Annotated in this window: 17 protein-coding genes and 1 riboswitch; of the genes, 8 read left to right on the top strand and 9 right to left on the bottom strand. The window is 53.2% G+C overall.

Going from position 1 to position 25,584, the window contains the following annotated elements:
• Positions 1-90 precede the first annotated feature (90 nt).
• On the top strand, positions 91-1,380 hold the full coding sequence (locus C0623_12900) for an insulinase family protein (protein PLX98217.1): 1,290 nt from the start codon (positions 91-93) through the stop codon (positions 1,378-1,380).
• Here C0623_12900 and C0623_12895 read toward each other — a convergent pair.
• From C0623_12895 to C0623_12880, 4 genes are all read right to left on the bottom strand, one after another.
• Complete coding sequence (locus C0623_12895; GenBank protein ID PLX98216.1) at positions 1,373-4,195, bottom strand: Fis family transcriptional regulator; 2,823 nt, start codon at positions 4,193-4,195, stop codon at positions 1,373-1,375. The genes C0623_12900 and C0623_12895 overlap by 8 nt on opposite strands.
• Positions 4,196-4,273: 78 nt before the next feature.
• On the bottom strand, positions 4,274-5,434 hold the full coding sequence (locus C0623_12890; GenBank protein ID PLX98215.1) for an HD family phosphohydrolase: 1,161 nt from the start codon (positions 5,432-5,434) through the stop codon (positions 4,274-4,276).
• Entirely contained in the window at positions 5,431-7,653 is a 2,223-nt protein-coding gene (locus C0623_12885; GenBank protein PLX98214.1) for a hypothetical protein, read from the bottom strand. Before C0623_12885 ends, C0623_12890 begins: the two co-directional genes overlap by 4 nt.
• 262 nt (positions 7,654-7,915) lie before the next feature.
• Entirely contained in the window at positions 7,916-8,803 is an 888-nt protein-coding gene (locus C0623_12880) for an NAD(P)-dependent oxidoreductase (GenBank protein ID PLX98213.1), read from the bottom strand.
• A gap of 29 nt (positions 8,804-8,832) precedes the next feature.
• Here C0623_12880 and C0623_12875 point away from each other — a divergent pair, with 29 nt between their 5' ends.
• A complete protein-coding gene (locus tag C0623_12875; GenBank protein ID PLX98212.1) occupies positions 8,833-10,062 on the top strand; it encodes a hypothetical protein in 1,230 nt (409 codons plus the stop codon).
• A 159-nt stretch (positions 10,063-10,221) separates the two neighbouring features.
• Here the strand turns inward: C0623_12875 and C0623_12870 are convergent, their stop codons facing one another.
• Positions 10,222-10,317: a hypothetical protein gene (locus tag C0623_12870; protein ID PLX98211.1), complete on the bottom strand. Its 96-nt coding sequence runs from the start codon at positions 10,315-10,317 to the stop codon at positions 10,222-10,224.
• Between the two features lie 59 nt (positions 10,318-10,376).
• Between C0623_12870 and C0623_12865 the strand changes: the two genes are divergently transcribed.
• From C0623_12865 to C0623_12840, 6 genes are all read left to right on the top strand, one after another.
• A complete protein-coding gene (locus C0623_12865; protein ID PLX98210.1) occupies positions 10,377-10,616 on the top strand; it encodes a hypothetical protein in 240 nt (79 codons plus the stop codon).
• Between the two features lie 506 nt (positions 10,617-11,122).
• Positions 11,123-11,202, top strand: a riboswitch (cyclic di-GMP riboswitch).
• 125 nt (positions 11,203-11,327) lie between these two features.
• Positions 11,328-12,620, top strand: a complete 1,293-nt coding sequence (locus C0623_12860; protein ID PLX98209.1) for a hypothetical protein — start codon at positions 11,328-11,330, stop codon at positions 12,618-12,620.
• Between the two features lie 2 nt (positions 12,621-12,622).
• Positions 12,623-13,360 (top strand): hypothetical protein, encoded by a 738-nt coding sequence (locus tag C0623_12855; protein PLX98208.1) that lies wholly within the window; start codon positions 12,623-12,625, stop codon positions 13,358-13,360.
• Between the two features lie 115 nt (positions 13,361-13,475).
• A complete protein-coding gene (locus C0623_12850; protein PLX98207.1) occupies positions 13,476-15,311 on the top strand; it encodes a hypothetical protein in 1,836 nt (611 codons plus the stop codon).
• A 90-nt stretch (positions 15,312-15,401) separates the two neighbouring features.
• Positions 15,402-16,580 carry a hypothetical protein gene (locus tag C0623_12845; GenBank protein ID PLX98206.1) on the top strand — a complete coding sequence of 393 codons (1,179 nt, stop codon included), beginning with the start codon at positions 15,402-15,404 and terminating at the stop codon, positions 16,578-16,580.
• A complete protein-coding gene (locus tag C0623_12840; protein PLX98205.1) occupies positions 16,573-17,553 on the top strand; it encodes a hypothetical protein in 981 nt (326 codons plus the stop codon). The genes C0623_12845 and C0623_12840 overlap by 8 nt, the downstream gene beginning before the upstream one ends.
• Before the next feature lie 6 nt (positions 17,554-17,559).
• Here the strand turns inward: C0623_12840 and C0623_12835 are convergent, their stop codons facing one another.
• The 4 genes from C0623_12835 to fusA all read right to left on the bottom strand — a co-directional run bounded on the left by C0623_12835 (position 17,560) and on the right by fusA (position 25,555).
• Entirely contained in the window at positions 17,560-19,485 is a 1,926-nt protein-coding gene (locus tag C0623_12835; GenBank protein ID PLX98204.1) for a hypothetical protein, read from the bottom strand.
• A gap of 359 nt (positions 19,486-19,844) precedes the next feature.
• Positions 19,845-22,598, bottom strand: coding sequence for a hypothetical protein (locus tag C0623_12830; protein PLX98203.1), 2,754 nt, complete (start codon positions 22,596-22,598; stop codon positions 19,845-19,847).
• Between the two features lie 151 nt (positions 22,599-22,749).
• Positions 22,750-23,319: a hypothetical protein gene (locus C0623_12825; GenBank protein PLX98202.1), complete on the bottom strand. Its 570-nt coding sequence runs from the start codon at positions 23,317-23,319 to the stop codon at positions 22,750-22,752.
• Positions 23,320-23,488: 169 nt separating this feature from the next.
• Positions 23,489-25,555, bottom strand: a complete 2,067-nt coding sequence (gene fusA, locus C0623_12820; GenBank protein PLX98201.1) for an elongation factor G — start codon at positions 25,553-25,555, stop codon at positions 23,489-23,491.
• Between the last annotated feature and the right edge of the window lie 29 nt (positions 25,556-25,584).

The raw sequence follows: 25,584 nt of genomic DNA, 5'->3' as shown, positions 1-25,584 counted from the left end.
TTGCCTTTGATAGGGCCGTAACCAAGAGATAAATAATGAAATCGATCGACCGCTTCCGGGCGGTCTGCTCGTTTCGGATAAATCAATTTGATGAATCGTCAATATAAGATAACGCTCGAGAATGGTCTGCGCATCGTCTGCGTCCCGCAGCCGCATCTGCACGCCTGCGAAGTCTCCTGTTACATCGGAGTCGGCAGCCGCTACGAGACAGAAAAACAGGCCGGGATTTCGCATTTTCTCGAGCACATGCTGTTTCGCGGCACCGCCGAATATCCGAACAGCCTCGAGCTGGAAAAGGCCTTTGAGGCACTCGGCGGCGGGGCCAACGCAATGACCGACGCCGAATCGACCTGCTACTTCAGCCGCTTTCATCCTGAAAAAGTTGCGGAAGGATTGGCCCTTTTTGCTTCGATGCTGCAGCGGCCACTATTCGGAGATATCGAGACAGAACGGAAAATCATACTTGAGGAGGCCCGCGAAGATTTCAATGAAAAAGGTGAACTGATCAATCCCGATTCCCTGATGGCGCGACTCATCTGGCCCGATACGCCACTGGCTCAACCGACGATTGGTTCGGTCGAAACCATTGCTTCGGTCGATGCGCAGATGTTGCGTCAACATCACCAACGATTCTACTCGCCAGTCAATACGGTCATCGCCGTCGCCGGCAGGGTCGAGCCGGAAGTGGTCTTTCTGGCCGCCGAAAGAAGTTTCGGGAAATGGCAGGGTGAAGCGGTGCCGCAACAGCAAAAAATCGAAACTTCATGTGGTGAGAGATCCTCCTGGGTTAAGGATTCGGCCTCGCAGCTGTCGGTTCAGATGGCACTGCCGATACCCGGCCGCGAAAGCAGGCATGCGCTTGCCCTGCGGATTCTGCAACGGATACTTTCCGGTGGCGTCGCGTCGCGCCTGATGATGCAGTTGCGTGAAAACCTCGGCCTCACCTACAGCATCGAAGCCAATTTGACCAGCCTCCGGGAGACCGGGGCGCTGGTCATCGATTTCATGGTCACGCCGGACAACCTTGTTGCCGCCGTCCGTGAGGTCTGTGGCGTGTTGTCGGATCTTTTCCGTACCCGGGTTCCGGAAGAGGAGCTTGCCCGGATCGTTCAGGGGTATCGGTACGATCTCGACTTCAGCAATGACCATCCCGATGAAATGGTCGTTCGCTACGGCTGGGGTGAGCTCGTCGGGTTTGTCAGGGATATTGAAGCCGACCGTACAGCCCTCGAGCAACTGACCACCGATGCCTTAACCAGCGCGCTTGCCCAGGCACTTGATCCCGACCAGCTTCGGTTGGTTGTCGTTGGCCCCTGGCGGCAAAGCGATCGCCCGCAGGTCGAACAGATTGTCCGCCAATTTGCCAGACCCGTCAGCTGATGTGGATCGTTTTGTAGAGGAAGTTTTTGAATTTGTAGAAGAGTTTCTTCTGCTCCGGGTCGCTGCTTTTCGGGTCGCAAGCTTTAAGCATGGCGGCTATTTTCGGCATGCTGCCGGCACCCTCGCTGCGAGCCATGCCGACCACTTTCTTGACCATTTCCCGACTGATGCGGTTTTCCGTGTATGGCTTGTAAATCGCGCTCCAGAAGTCTCTCCCGTCGTTGATGATCGAAGCATAGAGTTCCCGGGCCGCCTCCTCGGTCAGCTCCTGCACCGGATCCGGGTCTGCCGCGTTTGTCGTGGCCTCGGTTCCGATCGCTTCGCGGATATCGTTCTCGCGAATCACTGAACCGCTCCGGGAAAAAAGGGCCCGCAGCAGGATGCTGCGCAGTTCCCTGATATTGCCGCTGTACTGGTGGCGGGCCAGCAGCTCTGCTGCCTTGTTCTCAATGGTCGGGACAGCGTCAGCCGGGTCCTCGTCAGATCGGTAGATCTGGTAGAGACGCCCGAGGAAATGGACGGCCAGGTCGGGAATATCTTCGCGGCGCTGGTTGAGCGAAGGGACGTTGAGGGAGAGTTCCGACAGTCGGTGATACAGGTCTTCACGGAACTGGCCATTCCGGATCAGTTGTGGCAGGTTCTTGTTGGTCGCGGCAACCAGTAGTACCCGGGCGTAACGGGTGCTGTTCTCACCGAGTCTGACAAAACCGCCGTTGTCAAGAAAACGCAGCAGCTGGACCTGGGTTTTCGGGTCGGCGTCACCGATTTCGTCCAGGAATACGACGCCGCCATGGGCTTCTTCGAGGATGCCGCGACGATCGGTATGAGCGCCGGTAAACGCACCCCGTTTATGGCCAAAGAGCTCCGAGTATGTCAGGTCGCCGCTGTAGGCAGCGATATTCGATTTCTGGAGCGGCAGCTGGTCGTCGGGACCGAACCGGGCCTGATACATTTCATTAAGCCGCGAGAAAATATTATTGAAAACAAATTCCTTGCCGCTGCCGGTTTCGCCGGTAATCAGGATTGACGGGAGCCCGAGCGTCGCCTCTTCAAGCTTGGCGCCGTGCCAGCTGGCGATCCGATTGAACAGCGGTGGCGTCGTTCGGGTAATGAAATCGACGACTTTGAGCGCCTTGGCAGAGTTGCCGATGATGTTTCCCAGCCGGTAAGAGGAAATTTTCGGGTCACGGTAGCCAACATCGCTGCGGAGCAGGCCGACCTCCGAGGTCAGTTGCTCGATATGCTCAAGATCGGCCAGATAGCGGCCGATCATCCGGCTGATGATCAGCAGGATCCGCTTGTGCTCCTCGGAGAAATAGTGGCGCTGTAAAGAGTCGAGACAGATCACGGCCGTTGTTTCGCCCTCGCTGATCACCGGAACGGCGATCTCACTCCGGATGGAGTCGGTAATCTCGCGATAGTAACCGTTTTCCTGTTTTGCCTCAGCCGTATCGTTAATAATAATCGCTTGTTGAATGTGGGCGACATATCCCGACAGGCTGCGCTGGTCGGGAGGGAGCTCTTCGCCGCCGAGTTTCAGCGGCGGAATATACTTTTTCAGCCACTCCTTGCTTTTTGCGCCAAGCAGGTTTCCGTCGCTGTCCTCGACCATCAACTGGCGCTCGCCGTCGCTCTCCCGGATCACCGCAATGCTGCCGGTGTCGGCGCCAATCAGTTCGGTTGCTTTCGAAAGAACCCGGGTCAGAAACGGCTGTAATCCGGTGAAGCGTTCCTGGAGCAGGTCGCTGATATCCGAAAGAACCTGGATTTCCATATGCTCGACACCGATTTCCTGGATGACCCGTTGCGCCATTTCGGCGTGGGCCTCGAGCAGCCCTTTTTCGAATTCGCTGAAGTGGTAGGTTTCCCGGGTGTAATAGTTGACCAGGCAGGTGACGCGCCTTGAATGCTCTTCGTAGAATGGAACGACATACAATGATTTCAATCCAAGTTCTTTGGTCAGATACTGTTTCTGCAGCGGTTCGGCTGACAATTCAGGGATCAGGAGTGGCTCGAGCATCCGCTCATCGATGATGACCCCTGCCTTGTTGATGAAGCGGGACAGGAGTGAACGCCCGGGGCCGAGATTGATCAGGCGATCCTCCTCGTAAAGCTTCCTGGCCTCTTTCTCTTGGGAATAGGTCGCCAGGATCTGCAGACTTTCGCCTTCGTGCAGGCTCTCCATTGGGGCCGGAACCAGCACCGAAGCGAGGGCCAGTTTATCGATCAGTCTAACCGCTGCCTTGACCATATGCCCGGCCGCTTCTTTCTTTTTGGCTTCATCGACACGTCGCGCCAGGACCAGTTGCTGCCGGTATTTTCTCGCCTGATCGATGCTTTCGACGACCTGCTCCATAAAATCGTGGAGATTCTGCCGCTGTTTTTCGTTCGGCAGCTTGCCGGCCCGGCTGCTGTCGATACAGGCGACACCGATCGGCCGGCCAAGGTGTCGGATCGGCAGCAGGTAGCTGGCCCGGACGGAAAACCTTCTGGCCAGCTTGCGGGCTGTTTCGTTTTCAAGTTGTCGCGTATCAGCGATCATCCCCTCTTCCTGGGTAAGGTAGGCCCGGGAAACAAGGAAGTTTTCCGAGTTGAGCGGGAATGAATGGTCATATAAATCGTCAGGGTAGCGGCCGGCGGCGGCTTCACAGGTCAGACGGCCAAGGGTGAGGTCTTCAAGGTAGATACGGCAACGGTTTTGCCGGGTGATACGGAGGATCGTTTCGCCGAGCAAATGCAGGATGTCGTCAAGGTTCTCCTTGCCGAAGCGCGTGATTTTTTCAACCTGACTGCCCAGTTGTGCCGGTTCGATCATTGAAAGTGCTCCCTGTGTAACAAATGTACTCAGAGAGTATAGGGGGGTCGGCGGCCGCTGTCAAAGGTGATATCTCGTTCAGGCGATATCGAGATCAGGATAGTACTTCTTTATTATTTTCATGAAGTTCTCGGTGAGCAGGGGGTGGAGCTGGGTCCCTCCCATGTATTTCATCGTCGTTGCGACCTCGGAGAGTTCACTGGCCGCCGAGTAAGGTCGATGCGTCAACATGGCATCAAACATATCGGAGAGGGCTGTCATGTGGCTGCTGATATTCTGCTCACGTTTACCGATCCGGGTCGGATAGCCGCTGGCGTCGAATCGAAAGTGATGTTCGTAGGCAGTGACCACCGCCAGGCGCGGGACACCTGGCGCATTAATCAGGAACTTGGCTCCCTCAATCGGGTGGTTCTTGATGATTTTCCAGTCGTCATCGGTGAGTTTCTCTTTCTTGTTGAGAATCTCGGTGGGAACCTGGATTTTACCGACGTCATGCAATAGCGCCGCAATCCCGATATCGTGCAGCAGGGCGCCTTCGATGCCGAGGGCCGAGGCCTGGGCCAGGTTGAGGACGCAGACGTTGATCGAGTGGGTGAAGGTATATTCGTCCATCTGGCGTAACGGGGCGAGGGCCAGTAGTGGGTTCGACTCCCGGGTGAACGAAGCGATGAACGAAGAGACGATTTCGGAAATTCCGACGGAGTGAAGCTTCTTCTGTTTCTTGGTCGCTTCATAGATTTCCATCAACCGATCCAGCTGCTCCTCGGAGAGATCGGCGTAGTCGGGTTTAACGGCTTCTCCTTCATTACCGGTCGATTCGGCTTCAGCACCCTCGGACGGGTTGTAGCGCAGTTCGAGTTTGCCGAGTCGGACATTTTCGGTTGAGTGGATTTCGCTTTTGTCCTTGCGGGAGAGGGCGGCAATCAGGTTGAGAATCTCCTGTTGCTCGACAAAGCGGGAAATCTTGAGATGACCGATACCGCGGTGTTTGAGCATGCTGGCCAGCCGGATCGGATACATCCCGCCGCCAAGCGGTTTGCCGCCGAGAATCATCTGGTCGTCGACCCGTTTGAGCGAAATCTCGGAATCCTTGTCGATCGCCGTAAGGATGCTGTCGAGAGCCTGGGCGCAGAGGCTCCCGACCTGTTTATGCTCGAGCGGGTAGATAGAAGCTGTCGTCACCGCCGAAGCAAGGTGTCGGATAAAATCGAGCAGGGCCTGCTGTCGATGATCACTCATGCCGACGCTCCTTTTGGCAGGCGCTGCAGAACCTGGCGCGCCGGCCCGGCCAGGTCGCTTTTCGGCTGCTCGGCATATTCGTGCAAAAAGGCGCGTGCTTCCTCGGTCGGATACTTGATCAGCGAACGGAGGATGTTGGCCTTGAATTCCCTATGCATACCGGGCCGGAAGAGGTTGCGGGTGGCAAGGGCCTGCTTCAGCGACGGCAGAAAGTTCGGGTCGGCAATATCGGCGAGGCTCTTCAGGGCGATGGCCCGCAACTCATATTCAGGGTCGTCACGACCTTCGATCAGAATATTGATCAGCTCCTGGTGGACGGCCGGATTGCTGCTGTTACGGCCGAGCAGTGCGGCGTTTTTGCGGCGCTCAAGGCTATCGCACTGCATCTCCTTTATCAGGTAAAGATCGGCCTTTGGATCCTTGAAGTGAAGATAGGTTTTCATCGCTTCGAGATGGATTTTCGGATGCTTGTGGCCGATCAGTCGCTTCATCGGCTGCATCACTGAAGGATCATCGAAGCGACGCAAGAGGATGATAGCGTTGCGGACAAAATACCAGCGCTTGTCGTGCAGCTTTTTAATCAGTGCCTCTTTCGCCGGATCGCCCATTTCGTACAGAACCGACATCATATACTGGCGCATCGCCATATCATCATCCTCGGCGAGACGCTCGATAATCGGATTGATGAACGGGCCGCAGATGTGGCCGATCAGTCTCCGGATGGCGTCATGTTTTTCAGCGCCCCAGATATCGAGACCGTCAAGAACGGCGTTGGTAAATTCTTCGGTATCGTAGATTTTCAGGGTCTCTTCGGCAATCGGAATCGAAAATGCTTCGGATTCCTCATGGTGTTCCTGCAGCCGGTCGTAGGTTGTCGCCAGGGCGTCGAAATCTCCAACCTCGATAAAATAATGTACCAGGTCGATCAGGTTGCTGGTCATCAGGTCGGCCTGCTCCGACATCGGATCGATATCGATCAGATCGAGGATAACATTCATGACCGAGGTTTCGATGTCATGCCCTTCGAGGGTCTCCGAGAGTTCCTCGACCGTTGCGTCGGGGATATCACTGAGGCGCTGTATTTCGAGAACGCTCTCCAGGAATTTCTGGTAGTCATCAGGGATAAATTGCCCCGGATTGCCGCTCTGGAAGATGGTCCGGATCCGTTCCTCGATATCTTCTTCGGGAGACTCGGAATGTTTCTGGATAACCCGCTTGCCCACTTCCTTGTCAGCGCCGCCTTCGGACAGGCGGGCCAGCATGTTGAGCAATCCCGGCGGCACGGTAATCTTTTCTTCACTCGCTTCGCCGAAGATCTCAATCAGGGTGTTTGGCGAGACGCCGCTCAGCATGTTCTCGGCGAGTTCGGTCCGGTCGCCGAGGGTTGCGAAGGTGCTGTTGAGAAGATCCCGACGCAGGTCCGGATTGAGCTGGTCAACAAAGTTTCCGAGTCGGATCAGGGAAGCCGCCCTCGCCTTTTCGCTGAGCCCCTCGCGGTCGAGTTCCTTGAAAAAAGAAGTGATGGTTGCGTCGTAGCTGTCATCGCCCTGGTCTTCTTCGGCTTTACCTTTCTCCTTTTTAAGATCGTTCATCATCTGGGCCAGGGTCGCCGGATCGATATCATCGACGGTTGCTTTTTCGCCATCGGCGCTCAGGTTCCCCTCGATAAGGCCGCTGATGAAGCTTTCCCATGGTGCATCGATGACCGCTTCGATTTCATCGTCGGATGGCGCTTCGATGGAATCCATCTCGGTGGTATGGAAGGACGAATAATCGATATCCATTACCAGTACCGAGCCGACACCGGCGTCGCGCAGCAGGTAGCCGCAGCCACCTTTTTCGCGAATTTCCTCGGGATCGAGGGTGATTAACTGGTAAAAGCTCAGGAGCTCGTCGTGGGTGACTGAGCGACGGATGGTGAACGAGGCAATATCGCATTCAAAAAGTGAATTGGCGAGGTCCTTGAAGACGGCATTCTTCTCAAGACTGGCATCACCGATGATCAGGTTGTCCTTGGCGACGCCGATTGTGATTTCATCGCGGTATTCAAGCAGGCTGTCAAGCAGGGACAGAAAGTTCTGGACCGATTTGGCAATCTGCGGGTGATTGATCGGGTAGGACTTGGCGTGATGGCGGGCGATGTTAAATAAAAAGATGAACCGATTAAGAAGCTTGGGATCATAATCAAGTTCGTAATTGTTGTTTTGGTCAATCGCCACGCGGTCCCCCCTGATTTACCGTCTTGAACCGATAATAGCAAAACAGAGCATAAAAGAAAAGTTCGTCATTTCAGGGTCTTATCAAGTAACAGCAAGTTAGCTCCCCGGGTATCCGCTAATCGCCATCAGGAAGGTATGGTCATCGGCAGTCTGTCCAGAAAAAATCGGGAGTGTAATCAGGCGAAGAGTTCTTTTCATCAATATTTCCGGTGATGTCGAGTCGTCTATCAAGTATAGTCTCTGCTGCCCGGAACGCAATCGATCACTCCTTTTCGAGCATTTCGTCACGGATCGCCGAGAGACCCTGTTCGAGTTCCGGGTAGAGAAGCTCGACCCCGAGCCGGTCGATCATTCGGCTGTTGTCAAGCCGGCGGGATTCGAGCAGGTAGGAAAGCATTTCCGGGCTGAGGGCCGTCTGCGCTTCCGCCATGCTGATGACCGGGGGCTCAGGCAGCCCGTACATGTCGGCAACAGCTTTGAAGTAGTCGGTCATCGTCGATTCTTCACCGTCGCAAACGTTGTAGATTGAGCCGTCCGTTCCCTTCTGCACGGCAGCCAGGCAGACGCGGGCCAGATCGTCGGCATGGATCCGGTTGCTGTATGGAGCCTGATCCTTGCGCAGAACCGGGGTTCCCTCCTTGAGCCGCTGGACCGGTAGGCGGCCCGGTCCATATATGCCGGCAACCCGGAGGATAATGATCGGGACGCCGTGTGCCATCCCCCACTTGCGGAAGGATTTTTCGGCATCGGCGCGCCGTTTGGCCAGGTCGGTCTCCGGATGTGGCGGCCGGGTTTCATTAACGAGATCACCGCTGCAGTCGCCATAGACACCACTTGTACTGACATAAACGATTTTGACCGGCAATTCGCCCTTGCGGATACTGTTGCAGAAATTCTGGACCCGCGGGTCGGTAATGCCATGCGGCGGCGGTGGGGCCAGGTAGAGAATCATCGATTGTTTGGTCGGCAACCCGCCGAGGGTGCCGAGCCGGTCGAGATTCGCGGTGAAGAGGTTGAGAGCCGCATCCTGTTCACTTGCTTTCAGTTCGATAGAGCGGCTGGCGACAGAAACGTCGAATCCGGAAGAGGTGGCGAGCCGGGCAGTCCGCTGGCCGATATCACCGAACCCGACGATAAGAAGTTGGGGCATTACGGCTCCTTTAAGCGTGAAATCAATAAATGCGTAATCGGCAGTATAATGATAAAGTGGGCAAATGCAAAGAGGGCAATGCCATGGCTGATGCTATTTTGTTTGCAAAAGGGAGTAATGACCTGCCGGTTGAGGTCAGGCAGTTCCTGATCGACCAGGGATATGCACTGGCGTGGAAGGCAAGTTTTGCCGATGCCGGAAAGGCGTCGATCAACTCCGAATGTCTGGTCATGATCGAGTCCCGGCTTTTCCACGAGGATAAAAAAGCCGGCATCACGATGCTTGAAACCGCACACGAACACTATGCGCCCTGTCTGCTTTTTTCTTCTGAACAAAGTCCCGGTTTTCAACAGATCGAACCGACCCATGGCGTCATTCGCGACCAGAACAATCTGACCGAATGGTCGGAGAAACTGAGCCTTTACCGGCAACTCGCCTGGCAGGCCCGGGAACTCAAGGAGATGCAGATCCGTTTGCTCGAGCGGAGCGCCGAGGAGGAAGAAGATCTGCGCTCGGCGGCGCTGATTCAGCAGTCGCTACTGCCGGGCAAGCTGCCTAATATCAGCGCGATGACTTTTGCCTGGGAGTTTTCACCGTTCGAGAAAATTGGCGGTGACCTGTTTAACGTTCTCCAGGTTGATGAGGAGACGATCATGGCCTTTTTGCTCGATGTCAGCGGGCACGGAATCTCTTCGGCGATGGTCACGGTTTCGGTCAACCAGTCTTTATCGACCCATACCAGCCAGATCGTTAAAAAAGTGTTCTCCGAGCCGCCCTACTATCGCCTGCTCTCGCCGGCCGAAGTCATGGTTGAGCTCGCCAACGAATACCCCTTCGATCGTTTCGACAAGTTCTTCACGATCATCTATATGCTGATCAATATCAGGACCGGTACCGTTTCCTACAGTTGCGCCGGGCACCCGGCACCACTTCTTATCCACAATGATGGTTCGCATCAATGGCTGACAACCGGCGGCGGCCTGATCGGACTACACGGCACCGGACCTTACGAAGAGGGGCACCTGGCCCTGCAACCGGGCGACCGCCTTTACCTCTACTCGGACGGGGTTACCGAGTACAGTGACTTCAGTGGTGAAGCGTTCGGACCCGAGCGGGTTCTTGATGTCTTGCGGCGCGACAGCTTGACCCTGCAGGAATCCTGCACCGGCCTGTGCCGGGCCCTCGATCATTTCGGCAACAGTCGCCCCCTGCAGGATGATGTCTCTCTGCTCGGGATGGAGTTTCTCGGGAGAAGATAATGTTCTGTAACTCCCTGGATCATCCCGGGAAGAGACTTTAGCCGATTTTCGCCGCCTTGCAGAGAATCTCCGGGCGGTCGCGGAGCTTTTTCGTCCATCTGTTTTTTCAGATCGATGATTTGAGGAAACCCTGCTTTTCGGAATCTTCGGGAACTCGATTCAGGCTGTCGTCTCCCACTTTATGACGTCTACAGGGCAGACTTCAGCGCACGCTGCGCAATTGATACATCCTTCATCGATCCAGTGAGTTCCCATGATGCCTCGTCCTCCCTCTTGTTTAGTCTGTGTTTATACCTTATCGCTGAATTCAAAAGATGAAATACCTTCCGAAGAGAGGCAGGGGAAAGCGTCGGGATTGTTTCGCCCTGACTTGCCTGAGCGTCTCCTGCGGCGCGACATCGAAATGCGAGAATTCAGCCGAATATCTCCGAGCGCGGTGTGAGGGTACGGATAATCTCGTTGCCGGCCCGGCTGCTCAGTCCCTCGATATTGCCCCGTTTCTGCTGCCGACCGCCGCCTTGAGGCCGGTTTCGGTGGTGGCGCCACAGGTGTGAACTTTCGTGATCCTGACATCAAGGTCGGTGAGCGGGTCGCCGGGATCGAGGTGACCTCCTCGGCCGTTGGAACGCTGTTGCTGAGCCCGCTCCGCCGCTTCGGCGGGGTCAGGCTGATTTCAATGTCGCCATACAGGGTCTTGCCCTCGAACTCGCGCTGGAACACCTCGCGGTGCTTTCGCGCGACGGCAGGAGCCTGCAGACGAGCTGCCGTTATGCCCGAATGGCGCTCGAGTCCTTAGTAAGTCACCGGGCTGCTGCAGGATGACGTGTCGTTACTGGGGAGGGTGTTTTCAGGGGGTGAAATAGCTCTGATAAATCCCTCAGGTCATCCGGGAACGAGTTGCGTGAGGATTTATGAGACACTCAGGTGAGGTGACACCTTCTTCATATATCTTCATTTTCAGTAAACTTGATTAATCAGAGGCGTCTGTAGAAAGCATGATTCACTCTCATTCTAAGTATTGATTGACATGTAAAACCCTGTTTGTTAATCTGTGATAACTCTCCGAAAAGAGCAAACTTGCAGCAATGCCAGGACGCAGAGTTTCAGGTCTCGAAATAAAGAGATGGCTGGGCCGCCGAAGAGAGATGGGGAAGAGTAGAGGAATATATTTTAATCCCATCTTCGGTTGTTGAAGATGGGATTTTTATTTTTATTTTTGCAGCTTTAATTTTTCTTATTTAACAACAACTTAAAGGGGTCTCGAAATGAAACGTTCCTTATTGGTCCTGCTTGCCTTGTTGTTTGTTTTTTTTGTCCCGCATGGTTTTGCGGCTTCTCCTGAAGAGCTTGTGGAACAGGGTCAGGCCTTTCTGGCTGAGCAAAAATACCGTGATGCTGAAGCCTCCTTCCGGGAAGCCCTGAAGATCAACCCGAAAAGCTACGATGCGATGCTTTATCTTGGCATGACTCTCAACAAAGAGGGGCTTGACGAAGCTGAGGCAATATTGAAAGGCCTTTTGCGTTCCTATCCCGAAGATCCCAAGGTCAACTATGAGCTTGGATTTTACTACTACCGAACGAAGATCTATGAAGAAGCTCAAGATTTCTTTGAAAATTCGCGAGATTTGGCTCCCAGTACAGATCTTGCGAAGCAGGCTGATGATTATATTCTGCAGATAGAAGAGGCGATCAAGAAGGCGGAGAAACCTTGGAAGCTTGAGTTTTCGACGGGAGTTCAGTACGACACCAATGTTATCGTTAAATCGAAGTCAGGAACGCTCCCGTTTGGAGTTGACGATGAGAGCGACTGGAGAAATACCTTTGCTTTTAATGGCGGATATGATGCGCTCCGCACCGATAAATTCAAATTGAACACTTCTTATTCATTCTTTCAGACTCTGCACAATGAACTCGATGATTCTGATATCCAGTCACATGCTCTGAAAGCAAAGACCCAATATCGGTTCGAGGCAGTAACCCTGGAAGCCCGCTATGCCTTTAACTACACATTCCTCGGAAGTGAAAAGTACAACTATTCGAACAGTTTTGGCCCGTCTATTATCATTCCGGAAGGGGATGAGCTTATGACCATCCTTACATACAATTACAAGCAAACCAACTACGAGGACAGCCCCCTTTTTCCAACGAACTCTCAGAAAACAGGCCATACACATATTGCCGGTATTGTTCAAACGGCGAAACTGGGAGAGATGGGCAAAGCAAAATTGGGTTATGTCTATGCGAAAAACTCTGCTAAGGAGGATTTTCGTCAATACAGCAGCAACAAGACTTTTCTCGAATACAATTTAGATCTGAGTGGCGATTTCAATTTCGGAATTTACGGGAGCTATGACCGTCGTAAATATGATGAGATAAAAGGATTTGATCCGAAAAAGAGAGAACAAGACAGCTACAAGGCCTTATTGAGTTTCGAGAAGCAGCTCAATAGCTATGTCGGTTTGATGTTTAGTCAGAGTTATATTAATAACAAGGCCAATATGGACAACTATACTTATGACAGGGCCATAACCGGACTCGATCTGAAAGTGAGGTTTTAATCATGGCTAGAATAATTCTTGCGATGACGGTTCTGCTTTTGGTTCTCTCCTCCAACGGGTATGCCGTTCCTCTTGTCGGCAAGGTCGTTCAGGTGAGGGGGGAGGCGACGATTTATAAGACTCAGGGACAAGCGGCAGCGGCCATGGTCAACGATAGTATCGAATTGGACGATACAGTCGCGACCGGGGGGAGTTCACGGATCAAAATGCTCTTTGTTGACGACAGCATTCTGACTCTCAAGTCACGGTCAAAGATGCAGATATCAGATTTTGTTTACAATAGAGAAGATCGGGGCCAGTCGATATTTAATCTTGTCGATGGCCAGATGCGTGCGGTCGTCGGCAAGACCAATTTCGAGGTTCACACGCCGACAAGTTACGCCGCGGCCCGTGGCACCGTGATCGATTTCAACGTCGGAGTCAATGAAAGCGGCAATCCTTTTACGACTGTTACCTGCCTTGAAGGAATTGTTGATGTCTCTTCTGTTGATCCTTCCCAGGGTGGAAAAATCTTCATTCGAGCGGGACAGATGGTTACAATCGAACAGGGCAAGGCTGTTTCCGAACCGGTAGCGGTCCCCCTCACCGGCATAACGGAGGAGTCCGAAGTTAGCGAAGAAGTTGACGACATAACGGATACGATCGATGCAATCACCGAACCGGATCCAGCGCTCGAGCCACCCGTTGATCAGGATCCTGACTCTGGCGAACCGGGCCAACCGGGCCCAACGATCCCCTAGCTTTTTCTTGGGAAGGCGATCCACCACCAGAAACCATTGAGTGTCCATCCGGATTTTCGGATGGACACTCAATTATCAATTACTGCCGAGAGCTATGGCAATAAAGATCAGTCCTGTGGATAAACTCAGCGACCTTCTCGGCATAAAACAGGGTGAAGGGCAAAAAGTTCTTGTCCTATCGACCTATTCGGCTCTGGCCATAGCCGCCCTGGTGGTTATTCAGAGCCTGATAACGGCCCTTTTCCTGGACACCTACGAGACCCATTACCTCCCTTACCTCTTTGCGTTCCAATCTGTCTTCTTTGTCTTTGTCTCAACTGTTCAAAGCTCTCTTACGCTTAAGAAGACCACGGAGTCTCTCGGCCTCAAAATTGTTTTCATTGCAGCTCTTGTCCTTGCACGACTTTTCCTTGCCAATCCTGCCCCTTGGCTCGTCTTTGCGCTTTATATCGTTTTGCAGACCCTTGTCGATATTCTTGTCATGATCAGTGCCATAACGGTCATAAGGACCTTTGATACCAGGGAGGCGAAGAGGCTCTCTTCAGTTGTCAATGCGGGAGGAACGATGGGGGCCGTTCTTATGGGGCTTCTGGTGCCGGTTTTGGCCCATTGGTTCGGGACAGAAAATCTCCTTCTGGCGGTGATCCCCATCCTCGGCTTCATGCTCATTCTGGACATGAAGATCTTCAACACTTTTCTGGGCTCTCAGGCTGAGGAGATCACGGAAAGTTCGCGGAGCAGGAATTTTTTCTTACGCATGTCCTCGGCGGGCACTGATGTGATGAAGGACAGGCTGATGCTGACCTTCCTCGCGCTTTCCTGCACCATGGTTATTTGTTCGACCCTGATAGATTTTCAATTCAAATCGATGCTTAAAGAGAGCTATTCCAGGGATCAGATCACAGCTTTTCTCGGCATTTTTTTCGCGGCATTGAATGCAGTCGCCCTCTTTTTCCAACTCTTCGTGGCGGGGCGCATCCTGCTGACCTTCGGAATGGTCGTAAGCCTCCTGCTTATGCCAATGACTCTCTTTACAGGTTCACTCGTTTTTGTCTTTTTGCCATCCATCTGGATTGTTGCCGGGATCCGTTTTTCAGAAAACGTTCTCAAATACTCATCATTCAAGACGGCGTCGAGTATCCTCTATATGCCATACTCACCGGCCAAGCAGTCAAAATTGAAGATTTCTTCGGATGGTATCTTTAAACCGCTGGCCGTTCTGATGGCCAGTGGTTTACTGATCCTTGCCGAGAAGACGATGTCTCTCCAGATGATATCAGTTACCGTTTCCGTTCTCTGCATCTTCGCCGTTCTGTCTGCCATCAATCTCAAAAAACCTTATGTGGAAAAGCTGAGAAGCTCTTTGAGCAGGCGAAGGATTAGGCTGCAGGAGAGTGGTGGATTCTCAGAAGGGATCTCCGAGCCAAATATTATCGGTGCAATCGAGGAGACCCTCACGTCAAAGGTCGACAAGGAGGTCCTTTTCTCCCTTGAACTGATCAAGGAGAATCTGTTGCCGGTGAGTCTTGATCGCATAAGCGCGCTCTTTGATCACAAAAGTGCTCTCATCCGAAAAGAAGCCCTGATGGTCGCCGGTAAATGTCTTGGCGAAAAAGCCTCCGGAGTTTTATTGCGTCATCTTGCAACGACAGGTATTTCGGCTGATCAAGCGTATTGCATTCGTGCTCTTTGCTGTATCCCGGGCACTGATCATACTCGAGATTTAGATCCATACCTTTCCTGCAAAGACCTCCAGGTTCTGGGAGAAGCTCTGATTTATCTCATTCTGAAAGGAGATTCTGAAACGAGAGCTCTCGCCGAGTCGCGTCTCCTGCAGCTGTTTGACAGCGCTCTGCCGGAAGAGCAGAGAACGGCTGCGTATATCGCCGGTGAGGTTGCTCTGGATTCCTTGGCAGAGCCATTGATCCCTCTACTCGAAAGCCCCGACTAATCGGTTCTTCGAGAGGCGATCAAATCAGCGGGACGCCTCTCGACTCCCACCCTTCTCCCTTTTCTTATCCACGCTCTTGCATCTGGAGGGATGTGCGGCGTTGCGAAGAGCGCCCTGGTTTCTTATGGCCCGGAGGGCGTCCGCTTCCTCCGTGAGACCTATGACCGCGATGACGGTAATTCGCGTTTGCGACTTGGAATCCTCTCCACTCTCGGCCGGATCGTCTGCGACGAGTCAGTTGAAAATCTGGTCGATATTGCCGTTAATGCCGATTCGATCGATCGGAACATGGCCCTGTCATCTCTCAACACGATTAATAAAACCTTCCATGATATGCATCGATTCGAAGAAAAACTCCTTCAGATCATTCTAGCGGAGATCGAAATTGGGCAAAAATTGAAAGTGCTCCTCGCCACCTTTTCAAGAATTGCGGAGAACCCCGATCAGATAGAATCTTTCAAGGGGAATATGTTTTGTCGGGAGATCACCCATAGCATCGCAAGGAACAGGGAGAGCATCTTTAGAGGATTGGGACTTCTCTACGATCAGAAGACCATTTACAAGGCCTTTCTGAACTATATCAGTACCCAGAAGAGGGATGTTGCCAACAGCATAGAGCTCCTTGAAAATATTATCCATAAGGATACCGCCTCTTATGTCATTCCTTTCCTTGAAGATACATTACCGATGGCTTCCCCCGCGCCGACAGGAGAAGTCCAGGGGGAATGCGCAGGCGGCTGGCAGAATCTGCTTCTGGAAATAGATGATCCGTGGTTGAAGTCTGTTGCGAACTGGGTCGTTACCGAAAAAACTCAAGAGAGTGGAGGTCCTTCGATGTGGACGATGGATAGAATATTTTTCCTTAAGAGTGTACCGATGTTTTCACTCCTCTCCGGAGAAGAACTTCGCCCGGTGGCCGAGATGTTCGCTGAAGAATCGGTCGAAGAAGGTCAAGTCGTTTGCCGGGAGAACGATCCGAGTGACTCCTTCTATATCGTTTTGAACGGGAATGTGTCGGTGGAGAAGGAGCAGAAGAGGATTAACGTCCTGAGTAAAGGGGATTATTTCGGGGAGATGGCGCTTTTCGATAACGCGCCGAGAAGTGCGACGGTCAGGGCGATATCTGACTGTGATCTTCTGAAGCTCGATCGCGGCGACTTCTACGAACTGATCGAGGAGTATCCGGAACTGACTCGCGGCATCATCACGACCCTTTCGCAGAGACTCAGAGCCTTTATGGAGAAATCGCATGCCCCATCGAATGATTAAGTTCCTGCCGCTGTTGTGTCTGATTCCGCTCTGGGGATGTTCTTCCGGGATACCGGTCGAAGATACCTATCTGACCATGAAGGGCCCTCACGCACGTGCCGCAAGGTTTGAACCATCGGGTCTGGCTCACCAGGGGGAGAACCTTTTCGTCTTTAACGATAAGAACGACGAACCTCCCGTTTATCTTTATCATCTGCAGGAGGGACTCTTCCTTATTGAAAACATCCCTCTGCGGACTGCAGATGGCCGCATAATCGAAGCGCGCAAATTCGAGGATGCTTCAGCCTCGAACCGGGGTTCACGGGAGATATATGCGGTCACCTCGTACGATCGGCCTGATCCTGCCTACAACAGACTTATCAAAATATCACCCCGTTCTGGCGGTGGCTGGTCTTCTGAGGAACTCCCGGAGCTTGGGGCGAAGTTGGCAGAGTTGCGCGAACGACTCAACACCCCATACATGAAGATCGAAGCATTTGCCCTTTCCAGAGATGACAGGGCCGCTTATGTCGGTGTCCGTGAAATCGGACCAAGTTACAAAGAGCCTTCTTACGTCGTCATGATATGGAAACTTCCGATTGTCGATGGCGGCGATCCTCTCGAAAAAGTCCTTGAGGTCGACACCGTGAAGCGCTTCGGCCGGGCCGAAGGGATTTCCGCCCTCGAATATGATGGGCTCAGAAAGCGCTACCTGATGTTGACAAGCTACGAAGGCGAGAGCATCGATGCCCTGGGTGGGCACCTTTGGGCCATCCCCGAAGACCTCCTTGAGAAGGGTACGGGTGACTGCGACATCGAGGTGCTCCGATCTTTTCTGCACAAACCGGAAGGGGTTGCCGTTACTGAAGACGGGAGGATTGTTGTCGTCTTTGACGACGACTCCTCACGCAAGGAGGGGGATCCTGAGCGTGCCGATCGCGAAGGGAAGTTTAATGTCTATCAGAATGAAGCATTCTACTCGGTTTTCGAGTAGGTACCTTTAATCCTGAGCGGCTGACATGACGCTATAGATCGTGACTGCCTGGGCCTTTCCTTTGACCTTGACCGTATCTTCCTCTTTGATGATAATCTGCTCGAAATCCTTTCTGGCGCAGGTTTCAGCAAGTTTGGACTGTGTAAATTCCGTAATCAGGATCCGTGTCTCATATTTTCTGGTCATCGCTTCGACCCGGGCGCCGAGGTTGATGGTGTCGCCGATGGCTGTGTAGTCCATCATCTTGTCAGGCGACCCGATATTGCCGATGAGGGCGACCCCTGTATTAAGGCCGATGCCACAGTCTATCTGCGCCTTTCCTCCCGCCTGCCATTGCGCTCTTAATTTATCAAGCTGATCAGACATGTCCAGGGCGCAGCTTAGCGCAAGTTCCGCGTGGTTAGGTTGCTCGGTTGGCGCCCCCCAGAATGCCATGATTTCATCCCCGACGAACTTGTCCAGAGTCCCGTCCCAATGGAAAATGATATCGGACATGACCTTGAAATATTCGTTAAGCATTGAAACGACTTCCTCAGGATCCCTGCTCTCGGAGAAAGTGGTGAATCCCTGAATGTCAGAAAAGAGAACGGTCACTTCTTTGCGGGTTCCTCCAAGGCGCGCCATCTCGGGATTTTTGATAAGTTGTTCGACAATTTTCGGTGAGACGTAGGAGGAGAAAATTCTTTTTAATTCTTTGGATTTTTTCTCTTCATTGAAGTATTTGTAGCCGCCGAAGAAAAGTGTAATGATGGCCATATTGGCGAAGGGATAGAAAAAATTGAGATATTTCCCTTCGAATGTAAAGAGATAGACATTCAGGATTACAAAAAGAAGGATGATAGATGTCGAGAGGATGATCCCTCCTGCTGCCCTCAGTTTCGGCAGGAGAAAAGAGAGACAAGTTCCCGTCGTGATGATGATAAGGATTAGAATTGAAAGCGGAACGGCCCTGATAAGACGGGAGTGAAGAAGGTTCTCGATGACTGTTGCGTTTTTTTCGACGGCCGGAGCTCTCGAAAGGAAGGGCGTGACCATGAAGTCAAACGTTGAAATAGCCGTTGTTCCTAATATTGTGACTTTCCCGGCAAGCAGGGAGGGGTCTGCCTCTCCCGAGATGATGTCAGCCGCCGAAAGATGAAGGAAAAAACCTTTCCCGCCCAAATGGTTTATCCGGATTCTCCCAGAGGGGTCGGTCGGGACCAGGGTATCGCCGATTCCGACACCATAATTACCATATATCGTGATCTCTTCAATCGGTACGTTCATTGCCTTTGCTGAGGTAGCAAGCGCAAGCGACGGGTAGAATTCGTCCTGATAGTTGATATAGAGATGTTCCCATCGTAACTTCCCGTCAAGGTCGGGCGGACTCAAGACGTGTCCGATCATACCTCCCGTGTAAATATTTTCTACAGCTTTTTTGAAGTTCGTGACCCGGAGGGTATTTCCGAGAGAGGAATAATCTCTTACCTTGAGTATGGCACTGTCCAGAAGAAAGTCAGGAGGAAATGATGTGTTTTCCTTTGCAAAATCGAAGGCGCCGGCGAGGACGATCTTTTCACTATTTGCTGCGATAATCTTGCCGAGTTTTTTATCGTTCTCCTCCGATTCCACTTCAGAGTAGAAAATATCGACAGCAAGGACGGCTGGTGAACAATCGAAAATCTTTTCGATGAGTTGACCTTGCAGCTCTCTGCTCCAGGGCCATCGGCCATATTTTTCGAGGCTTCTTTCGTCGATTTCGACGATGACGATGTCCTCAGGCTGAGCTGGCGGGGCAATGATATTTCGCAACAGAAAACGATAATCGAGAAGAAGAGATTCAGATGTTTCTATCAGTTGAGGCGAATGAATACTGAGGACACATGAAAAAAACGTAAGGAGTAGACCAAGGAGAGAAAGTACGTGTATTCGCTTTGAAAATTTGAACTTCAAAACATTCTCCAGTGACTAAACTCCGTTAATCCATATTTGGTACGAGCGTGTAAAATCGTAAAACTTCAGATAACAATACCACCCTGCGGGTAGAGTGGTTTCAATCGATCCGGCCAGCCCCCTCCGGCGGCAAATTCCTGTCAAGCTATATAAATTTCAGAAGTCACTGTACTCGAAAAAAAAAGAACGGTCAATCAGATGACCATTCCTGTAAATTGATTTCTAACCATGTGTTGAAAAAATGCCTGATTTGAGTGTGCCCCTTTCGCTTCAGAATATTGTAGTCCTGGTTTTTGAGTCCATGATGCCCAGAAGCGCGACAGTCTGTTCCAGCAAGAACCCTGCACCGGCCTGCCTTGTCAGGTTTTTGATGCCGGCAGCTCTACGGTTACCCTGGTATACCTGTCAAGTTCGCTCTCAACTCGTATCGTACCGCCATGTTTTGTCACGGTGTCATGCGAGATACTCAAGCCAAGGCCCGTGCCGACGCCGGCTGCTTTGGTGGTGTAGAAAGGATTGAAAATCTTCTTGAGCTGATTCGCGGCGATGCCGCAGCCGTGGTCAAAAAAGACAAGCTGCACCATCGCCTCACCGGCGGACGTATTCAGTTCGGCCGAAATCTTCAGGATTTTATCGGCATGCGGCTCCGGGAATTTTTTGCTCAGAGCATGCCGGGCATTGCTGAGCAGATTGAGGACCACCTGCTCGAGTTGCATCACGTTGCCGTAAACGCCAGGCAGCTCTTCGGGGATGGACAAGTCGAGCGCAATGCCGTCATTCTCCAGTTGCGTGTGGTAGAGCTGCAGCGGCTCGTCAATCAGTTCCTTAACGTGGATATTTGTCTTCTCACTATCACTTTTTCTTGAGAAGTGCAGCAGGTTCGAAACAATCGATGAAATCCGACTCCCTTCCTTGATGATGTTGTTGAGAATTTTTTCTTCCCGCTCCTTGACGGGCAGGGTGTTGAGCAGAATCTGGGCGTAGTTGATGACGCCATTGATCGGGTTGTTGATTTCGTGGGCAACGCCGGCGGCCACTTCTCCCAGGGCCGACAGCTGGCTCGAGCGGAGGTGCTGCTCCTGCATACTGATCTTTTCGGAGATGTCGAGAAAGGTGACCACAGCGCCCACCGTCCCGGAACCGTGCTGCATCGGGTGGACCCAGATCTCGGCATGAAAGGGTGAACCATCGGCCCGGCGAATCAGGTTGTTTTCGATATGGATCGGTTCACCGCTCTGGATGACCTGCTTGACCCGGCAGAGTTCCATCGGCTTGCTTTCCTGGTCCAGGGGCTCAACGATGATTTTGTGGTGCAGGTTGGTGCCGATCAATTGCTCTTCATCGTACCCGAGGATCCGCTGCGCAGAATTGTTGCAGAAGATGCAGACCTCGTCGCGATCGACACCGTAGATACCCTCTGCGGTCGAATTGAGCAACATGGAAATGGTCTCTTCGCGCTGCCTGATCGCCCGTTCCGATTTCTTGCGTTCCTCGACCTCGCTGCTCAGTTCCAGGGTTTGGCGGGCAACCTCTTTTTTGAGGGTGCTATTCCAGATCAGGGTCGCCACAAGCACGGTCAGAAGCCCTGCGGCGACCGCAAGTAAAACATAGGTGGTCGTCGGATCAAACGCTTCATAGCTGCCAAGATGTTTATTGTAGATTCCCCGGTATTTTCCGGATTCCTTAACGGCCGCCAGGCCTTCGGCAAACAGGGTCACCATCTCTTCAGCGCCGTGGATGCCGGCGTAACAATACTCCGGTGCGATGAAAGAGCTGGAGCCGACCCGGAGGTTCTGCCAGTCGTTCTGCTCGATCCAGTACAATGCTGGCAAGCGCGCAGCCAACGCAACATCGACCTCGTCGTTTTGGACAAGACGGAGAGCCTCCTGCTGCGAGTCGGTCGCTACCAGCTTTTTGATCCTGGCCTGATCGCTGTTTTCCAGAAGCAGGTCGTGGGTAATGTCGCCGGCCATGACCGCAACGGACCTTCCGGAAAGCCCGGTAAGGTTTCGTGGTGGCTCGCGGCCTTCACGGGTAATGGAGACGTGGGAGATTGCGATATGCTGCGGTGAAAAAACGTATGACTCTTCCCGTTCCGGCGAATAGAACATGCCGTTAACCAGATCAATCTGCCCGGCATCGAGTTTCTGCCGAATCTCTCCCCAGGAGGCCAACTCAAACGTAACCTGCAGACCGAGTTCCTCGGCAATGGCCCGGGTCAAATCGATATTGTAGCCGGCCGGTTGGCCATTCGCATCGAGGTATTCATAGGGTGGATAGTTATCGTCACCGCCGACCACAATGCGTTGATGCTCAAAGGCGGACGTTTTAATCGGCTGCAGCCATTGCCGCCATAAGCGGTCGAAGGTCCCGTTGGCCATGACAATGGCGAGACCTTCGTTGAGGTGCGCCAGAAGTTCCCGGTTCCCTTCGGTGACCGCAAAGCAAAATTTCTGGACAAAGTCTTCGAGGGGCGGACCGACCGTTTTGAGATTTGCAAGCTCCAGTTCTCCAATAAGCTCTGTTGCCAGTAACTTCTGGATAACCACGGCATCATACTCCCCCCGAGCCAGCGCCTGCAGCGCTTCGGGAAAAGTTTTCAAAGGAATAATGTTGGCCCCGAGAGCGCTGCGCCGCAGAAATTCTTCGGCGTTATCGCCTTTCATCACCGCGACGTTCTTGCCCTTGAGGTCGGTCAAACCTTGAATCTGCTGTTCCGATTGGCGCACGACAATCGTGCCGTGCAATTCGAGGTAGGGGAATGTGAAATCAAAAACAGCTTCGCGCTCCGGGGTTCGTCCGACCAGCGGCAGGACATCGATCCTGCCGTCAACCAGCGACTGCTTGACTTCGTTCCAGAGGCCGGTAGCGAAGACGACTTCCTGACCCATAGCGGCAACGGCGGCCCGCAGTAATTGGACGGAAAAGCCGTCGGCCTCTTGCTCGGCGTTAACAAAACTGAACGGGGGATAGTCAACTTCGCTGGCTGACTGAATAGGGGACTTGGCAGTGCCTTCAGCCGCCGGTGCCGGAGACGCAGACAGTGTCGAGACGGCGACAGCAAGGAACAGCAGAGAAAGTCTGAGCAGGTTTTTTAATTTTAATATAAGCACGTACAGCGTTTCCGGTGCGGGATGTATGGTTTAACAGCCAGACTACTTCCTGCCTGGCCAAAATCTAAAAAAACACTGTTAAAAAGTAGCGTCTCCGTACCGCCCGTCTATGCTGAAGGGCGGTACGGCCAGGGTTGTGGCCGTATCCTGATCATTCCTGCTGAAGTTCTTGCATGCACGTATCGCAAATACCGTGGCTAAAATAGGCATCGGAATGTTCCGAAATATATTTTTCAAGTTGGCTCCAGGCCCCTTCGTCGTCTTTGATTTTTTTGCAATACATACAAATGGGAATGATTCCCTTGAGAACGCGGATTTCTTCTTCTAAATTTAATTTTAAAGCTTCCTGCGCTTCGACTCGTTCGGTCACATCTATACAACTGCCGATATAACCTGCAAATTCTCCGTTATCTTTATAATATGGAACGCCACGATCGAATATCCACCGATAGACCCCGTCAGATCTCATCAAGCGATATTCCATCTCGAAGATCTCATGTTTTTTGAAACTACCGAGAAATATTTCCAGACACCGGTCAAAGTCCTCCGGGTGTACGCCTTCTGTCCAGCCATTGCCGTACTCTTGCTCCATCGTACGCCCTCTGAATACGAGCCAGCGCTCGTTGAAATAGTCGCAAAGGGCGTCTGTATTGGCACGCCATATCAGGATAGGCGCCTGTTCAATTAATGCATGATATTCGGGCAAGGTGAGCATGTTCATAAATCTCCAACAACAGAAATATTTTGACCAGTCAGGCTGTTCTTTGGTCTGATTATTTCAATAAAATTGCTAAATGGAGGCAAAGTTGATCCCCGTCAAGTCGGGGATATCGTTTCTTGGCGTCCAGTTGCCTTTGTTTAAATTCGGCCCAAGATCGTGATGCCTGGGATTACTTCAACCCGAAACGCCTGAGCGTTTCAGCCGGTGCGATATCAAAATGAGAAAACTCCATGCTGAACATGCCGCGGCCCTTGGTGGCGCTGCGGAGTTCGGTCATATATCCAAACATCTCCGAAAGAGGGGTGTGGGCACGAATGATCTCGTTGCCGGCCCGGCTGTTCATCCCTTCGACCTTGCCCCGTTTCTGTTGCAGGCCGCCGATGACCTGGCCGGCGTAATCGGAGGGGACGATGATTTCAAGTTCCATGATCGGTTCGAGCAGGGTCGGTTTGCCCTTGCGGGCGGCTTCAGTCAGGCCGCGTTGGGCAGCCGCTTTGAGGCCGGTCACGGTGGTGTCGCCGGTCGGGTGGATTTTGGTGATTTTAACATCGAGGTCAGTCAGCGGGTAGCCGACATGAATGCCGGAACGGCAGGCCTGTTCGAGGCCGGGTTTCAACTCCTCGAGCCAGGTAGCCGGTATCGCGGTGGCCTCTTCAGTTGTCGGAACGGTGATGGTAATGCCGCTCCCGCGTTTCAGTGGTGTCAGGCTGATCTCGATATCGCCGTACTGGGCCTTTCCTTCAAATTCGCGCGCGAAGGTTTCCCGGTGCTGTACCGCCTGCTGCAGCGCCTCTCGGTAGACGACCTGTGGTTTGCCGGTGTTGACCTCGACTCCGAAATCGCGGGCCAGGCGCTGGACGATCACTTCGAGGTGGAGCTCGCCCATGCCGGCCAGAATCGTCTGCCCGGTGTCGGCATCCTCACGGACCCGGAAGGTCGGGTCCTCCCACTGAAGTTTTTCGAGTGAAGGCAACAGCTTGTCCTTGGCGGTCACATCTTTCGGCTCGACCGCCAGAGAGATGACCGGTTCCGGGAACTGCATGCTTTCGAGCAACAACAGCCGCTCCGGGGCGCAGAGGGTGTCGCCGGTCAGGACCTCCTTGATGCCGGTGGCGGCGACGATGTCGCCGGCGAATGCCTCCTCGACCCGCTGCCGCTTGTGTGCGTGCATCCGGAAGAGCCGGGCCGCCCGCTCCTTGACGCCGGTGCCGCTGTTGATCAGGGTGCCGCCCGCCTTGAGGTGGCCGGAATAGATACGCAGAAAAGTCAGCTTGCGGCCTTCGTCGGAGACAACCTTGAAGGCGAGGGCGCAAAGCGGTTGCTTTTCGGTGAGCTCAAGCTTCACTTCTTCGTGGCTGGCGGCGTCGCTGGCGGTCAGCGGCGGAACATCTTGTGGTGATGGCAGATAGGCGCAGATTGCGTCGAGAACCGGCTGGATCCCCTTGTTGCGTAAAGCCGATCCGAGCAGTACCGGGAAAATTTCGCCGGCCAGAACGCCGCGGCGCAGGGCGGCGCGGACCCGATCGGCTGCAACCGGATTCCCCTCGAGGAAATCGGCCATGATGGTATCGTCGAAATCGGCGGCCGCTTCGGTGAGCGCTTCGCGGGCGGTGGTTGCTTCATTCTGCAGGTTGGCCGGGATTGCCTCTTCGGTCAGCGAGCGGCCTTGATCGTCCTCGGTAAAAAGAATCAGTTTCTCTTCAAGCAGGTCGACGATACCGCGGAATTCCCCCTCGTTGCCGAGCGGCAGCTGGAGCAGGATCGGCCGACCGTGCAGTTGCTCCTCAATCTGGCGGAGCACCTCCCGGTAGTCGGCGCCGACCCGGTCCATCTTGTTAATCAGACAGATGCGCGGAACGTTGTAGCGGGAAGCCTGGTGCCAGACCGATTCCGATTGCGGCTGGACCCCCTCGACCGCGCTGAAGATGGTGAGCGCACCGTCAAGAACGCGCAGCGAGCGTTCAACCTCGATTGTGAAGTCGATGTGGCCGGGGGTGTCGATGATGTTGATCCAGTGGTTCTTCCAGCTGCAGGAGGTGCAGGAAGCGGTGATCGTGATACCGCGCTCCTGCTCCTGGTCCATCCAGTCAATGGTCGCCAGACCGTCATGGACTTCGCCCATCTTGTGAATCTCATCGGTGTAGTAAAGAATCCGCTCGGAGACGGTTGTCTTGCCGGCATCGATGTGCGAGATGATGCCGATATTGCGAATCGTTTCCGGTGCGGGTCGTGACATGGCTCTGGCCTCGTGGAATGTGTGGGTAA

It is taken from the genome of Desulfuromonas sp., from assembly GCA_002869615.1.
Lineage (GTDB): Bacteria > Desulfobacterota > Desulfuromonadia > Desulfuromonadales > UBA2294 > BM707.
The sequence above is the reverse complement of the archived record's forward strand: the minus strand, read 5'-3'. Positions and strand labels throughout refer to the sequence as shown.

What these genes read in the sequence shown, in the direction of transcription:
- C0623_12900 (PLX98217.1), top strand. Translation starts at nt 91, where the DNA reads ATGAATCGTCAATATAAGATAACGCTCGAGAATGGTCTGCGCATCGTC.
- C0623_12895 (PLX98216.1), bottom strand. Translation starts at nt 4,195, where the DNA reads ATGATCGAACCGGCACAACTGGGCAGTCAGGTTGAAAAAATCACGCGC.
- C0623_12890 (PLX98215.1), bottom strand. Translation starts at nt 5,434, where the DNA reads ATGAGTGATCATCGACAGCAGGCCCTGCTCGATTTTATCCGACACCTT.
- C0623_12880 (PLX98213.1), bottom strand. Translation starts at nt 8,803, where the DNA reads ATGCCCCAACTTCTTATCGTCGGGTTCGGTGATATCGGCCAGCGGACT.
- C0623_12875 (PLX98212.1), top strand. Translation starts at nt 8,833, where the DNA reads ATGCGTAATCGGCAGTATAATGATAAAGTGGGCAAATGCAAAGAGGGC.
- C0623_12870 (PLX98211.1), bottom strand. Translation starts at nt 10,317, where the DNA reads ATGGGAACTCACTGGATCGATGAAGGATGTATCAATTGCGCAGCGTGC.
- C0623_12865 (PLX98210.1), top strand. Translation starts at nt 10,377, where the DNA reads ATGAAATACCTTCCGAAGAGAGGCAGGGGAAAGCGTCGGGATTGTTTC.
- C0623_12860 (PLX98209.1), top strand. Translation starts at nt 11,328, where the DNA reads ATGAAACGTTCCTTATTGGTCCTGCTTGCCTTGTTGTTTGTTTTTTTT.
- C0623_12855 (PLX98208.1), top strand. Translation starts at nt 12,623, where the DNA reads ATGGCTAGAATAATTCTTGCGATGACGGTTCTGCTTTTGGTTCTCTCC.
- C0623_12845 (PLX98206.1), top strand. Translation starts at nt 15,402, where the DNA reads ATGTGCGGCGTTGCGAAGAGCGCCCTGGTTTCTTATGGCCCGGAGGGC.
- C0623_12840 (PLX98205.1), top strand. Translation starts at nt 16,573, where the DNA reads ATGATTAAGTTCCTGCCGCTGTTGTGTCTGATTCCGCTCTGGGGATGT.
- C0623_12825 (PLX98202.1), bottom strand. Translation starts at nt 23,319, where the DNA reads ATGAACATGCTCACCTTGCCCGAATATCATGCATTAATTGAACAGGCG.
- fusA (PLX98201.1), bottom strand. Translation starts at nt 25,555, where the DNA reads ATGTCACGACCCGCACCGGAAACGATTCGCAATATCGGCATCATCTCG.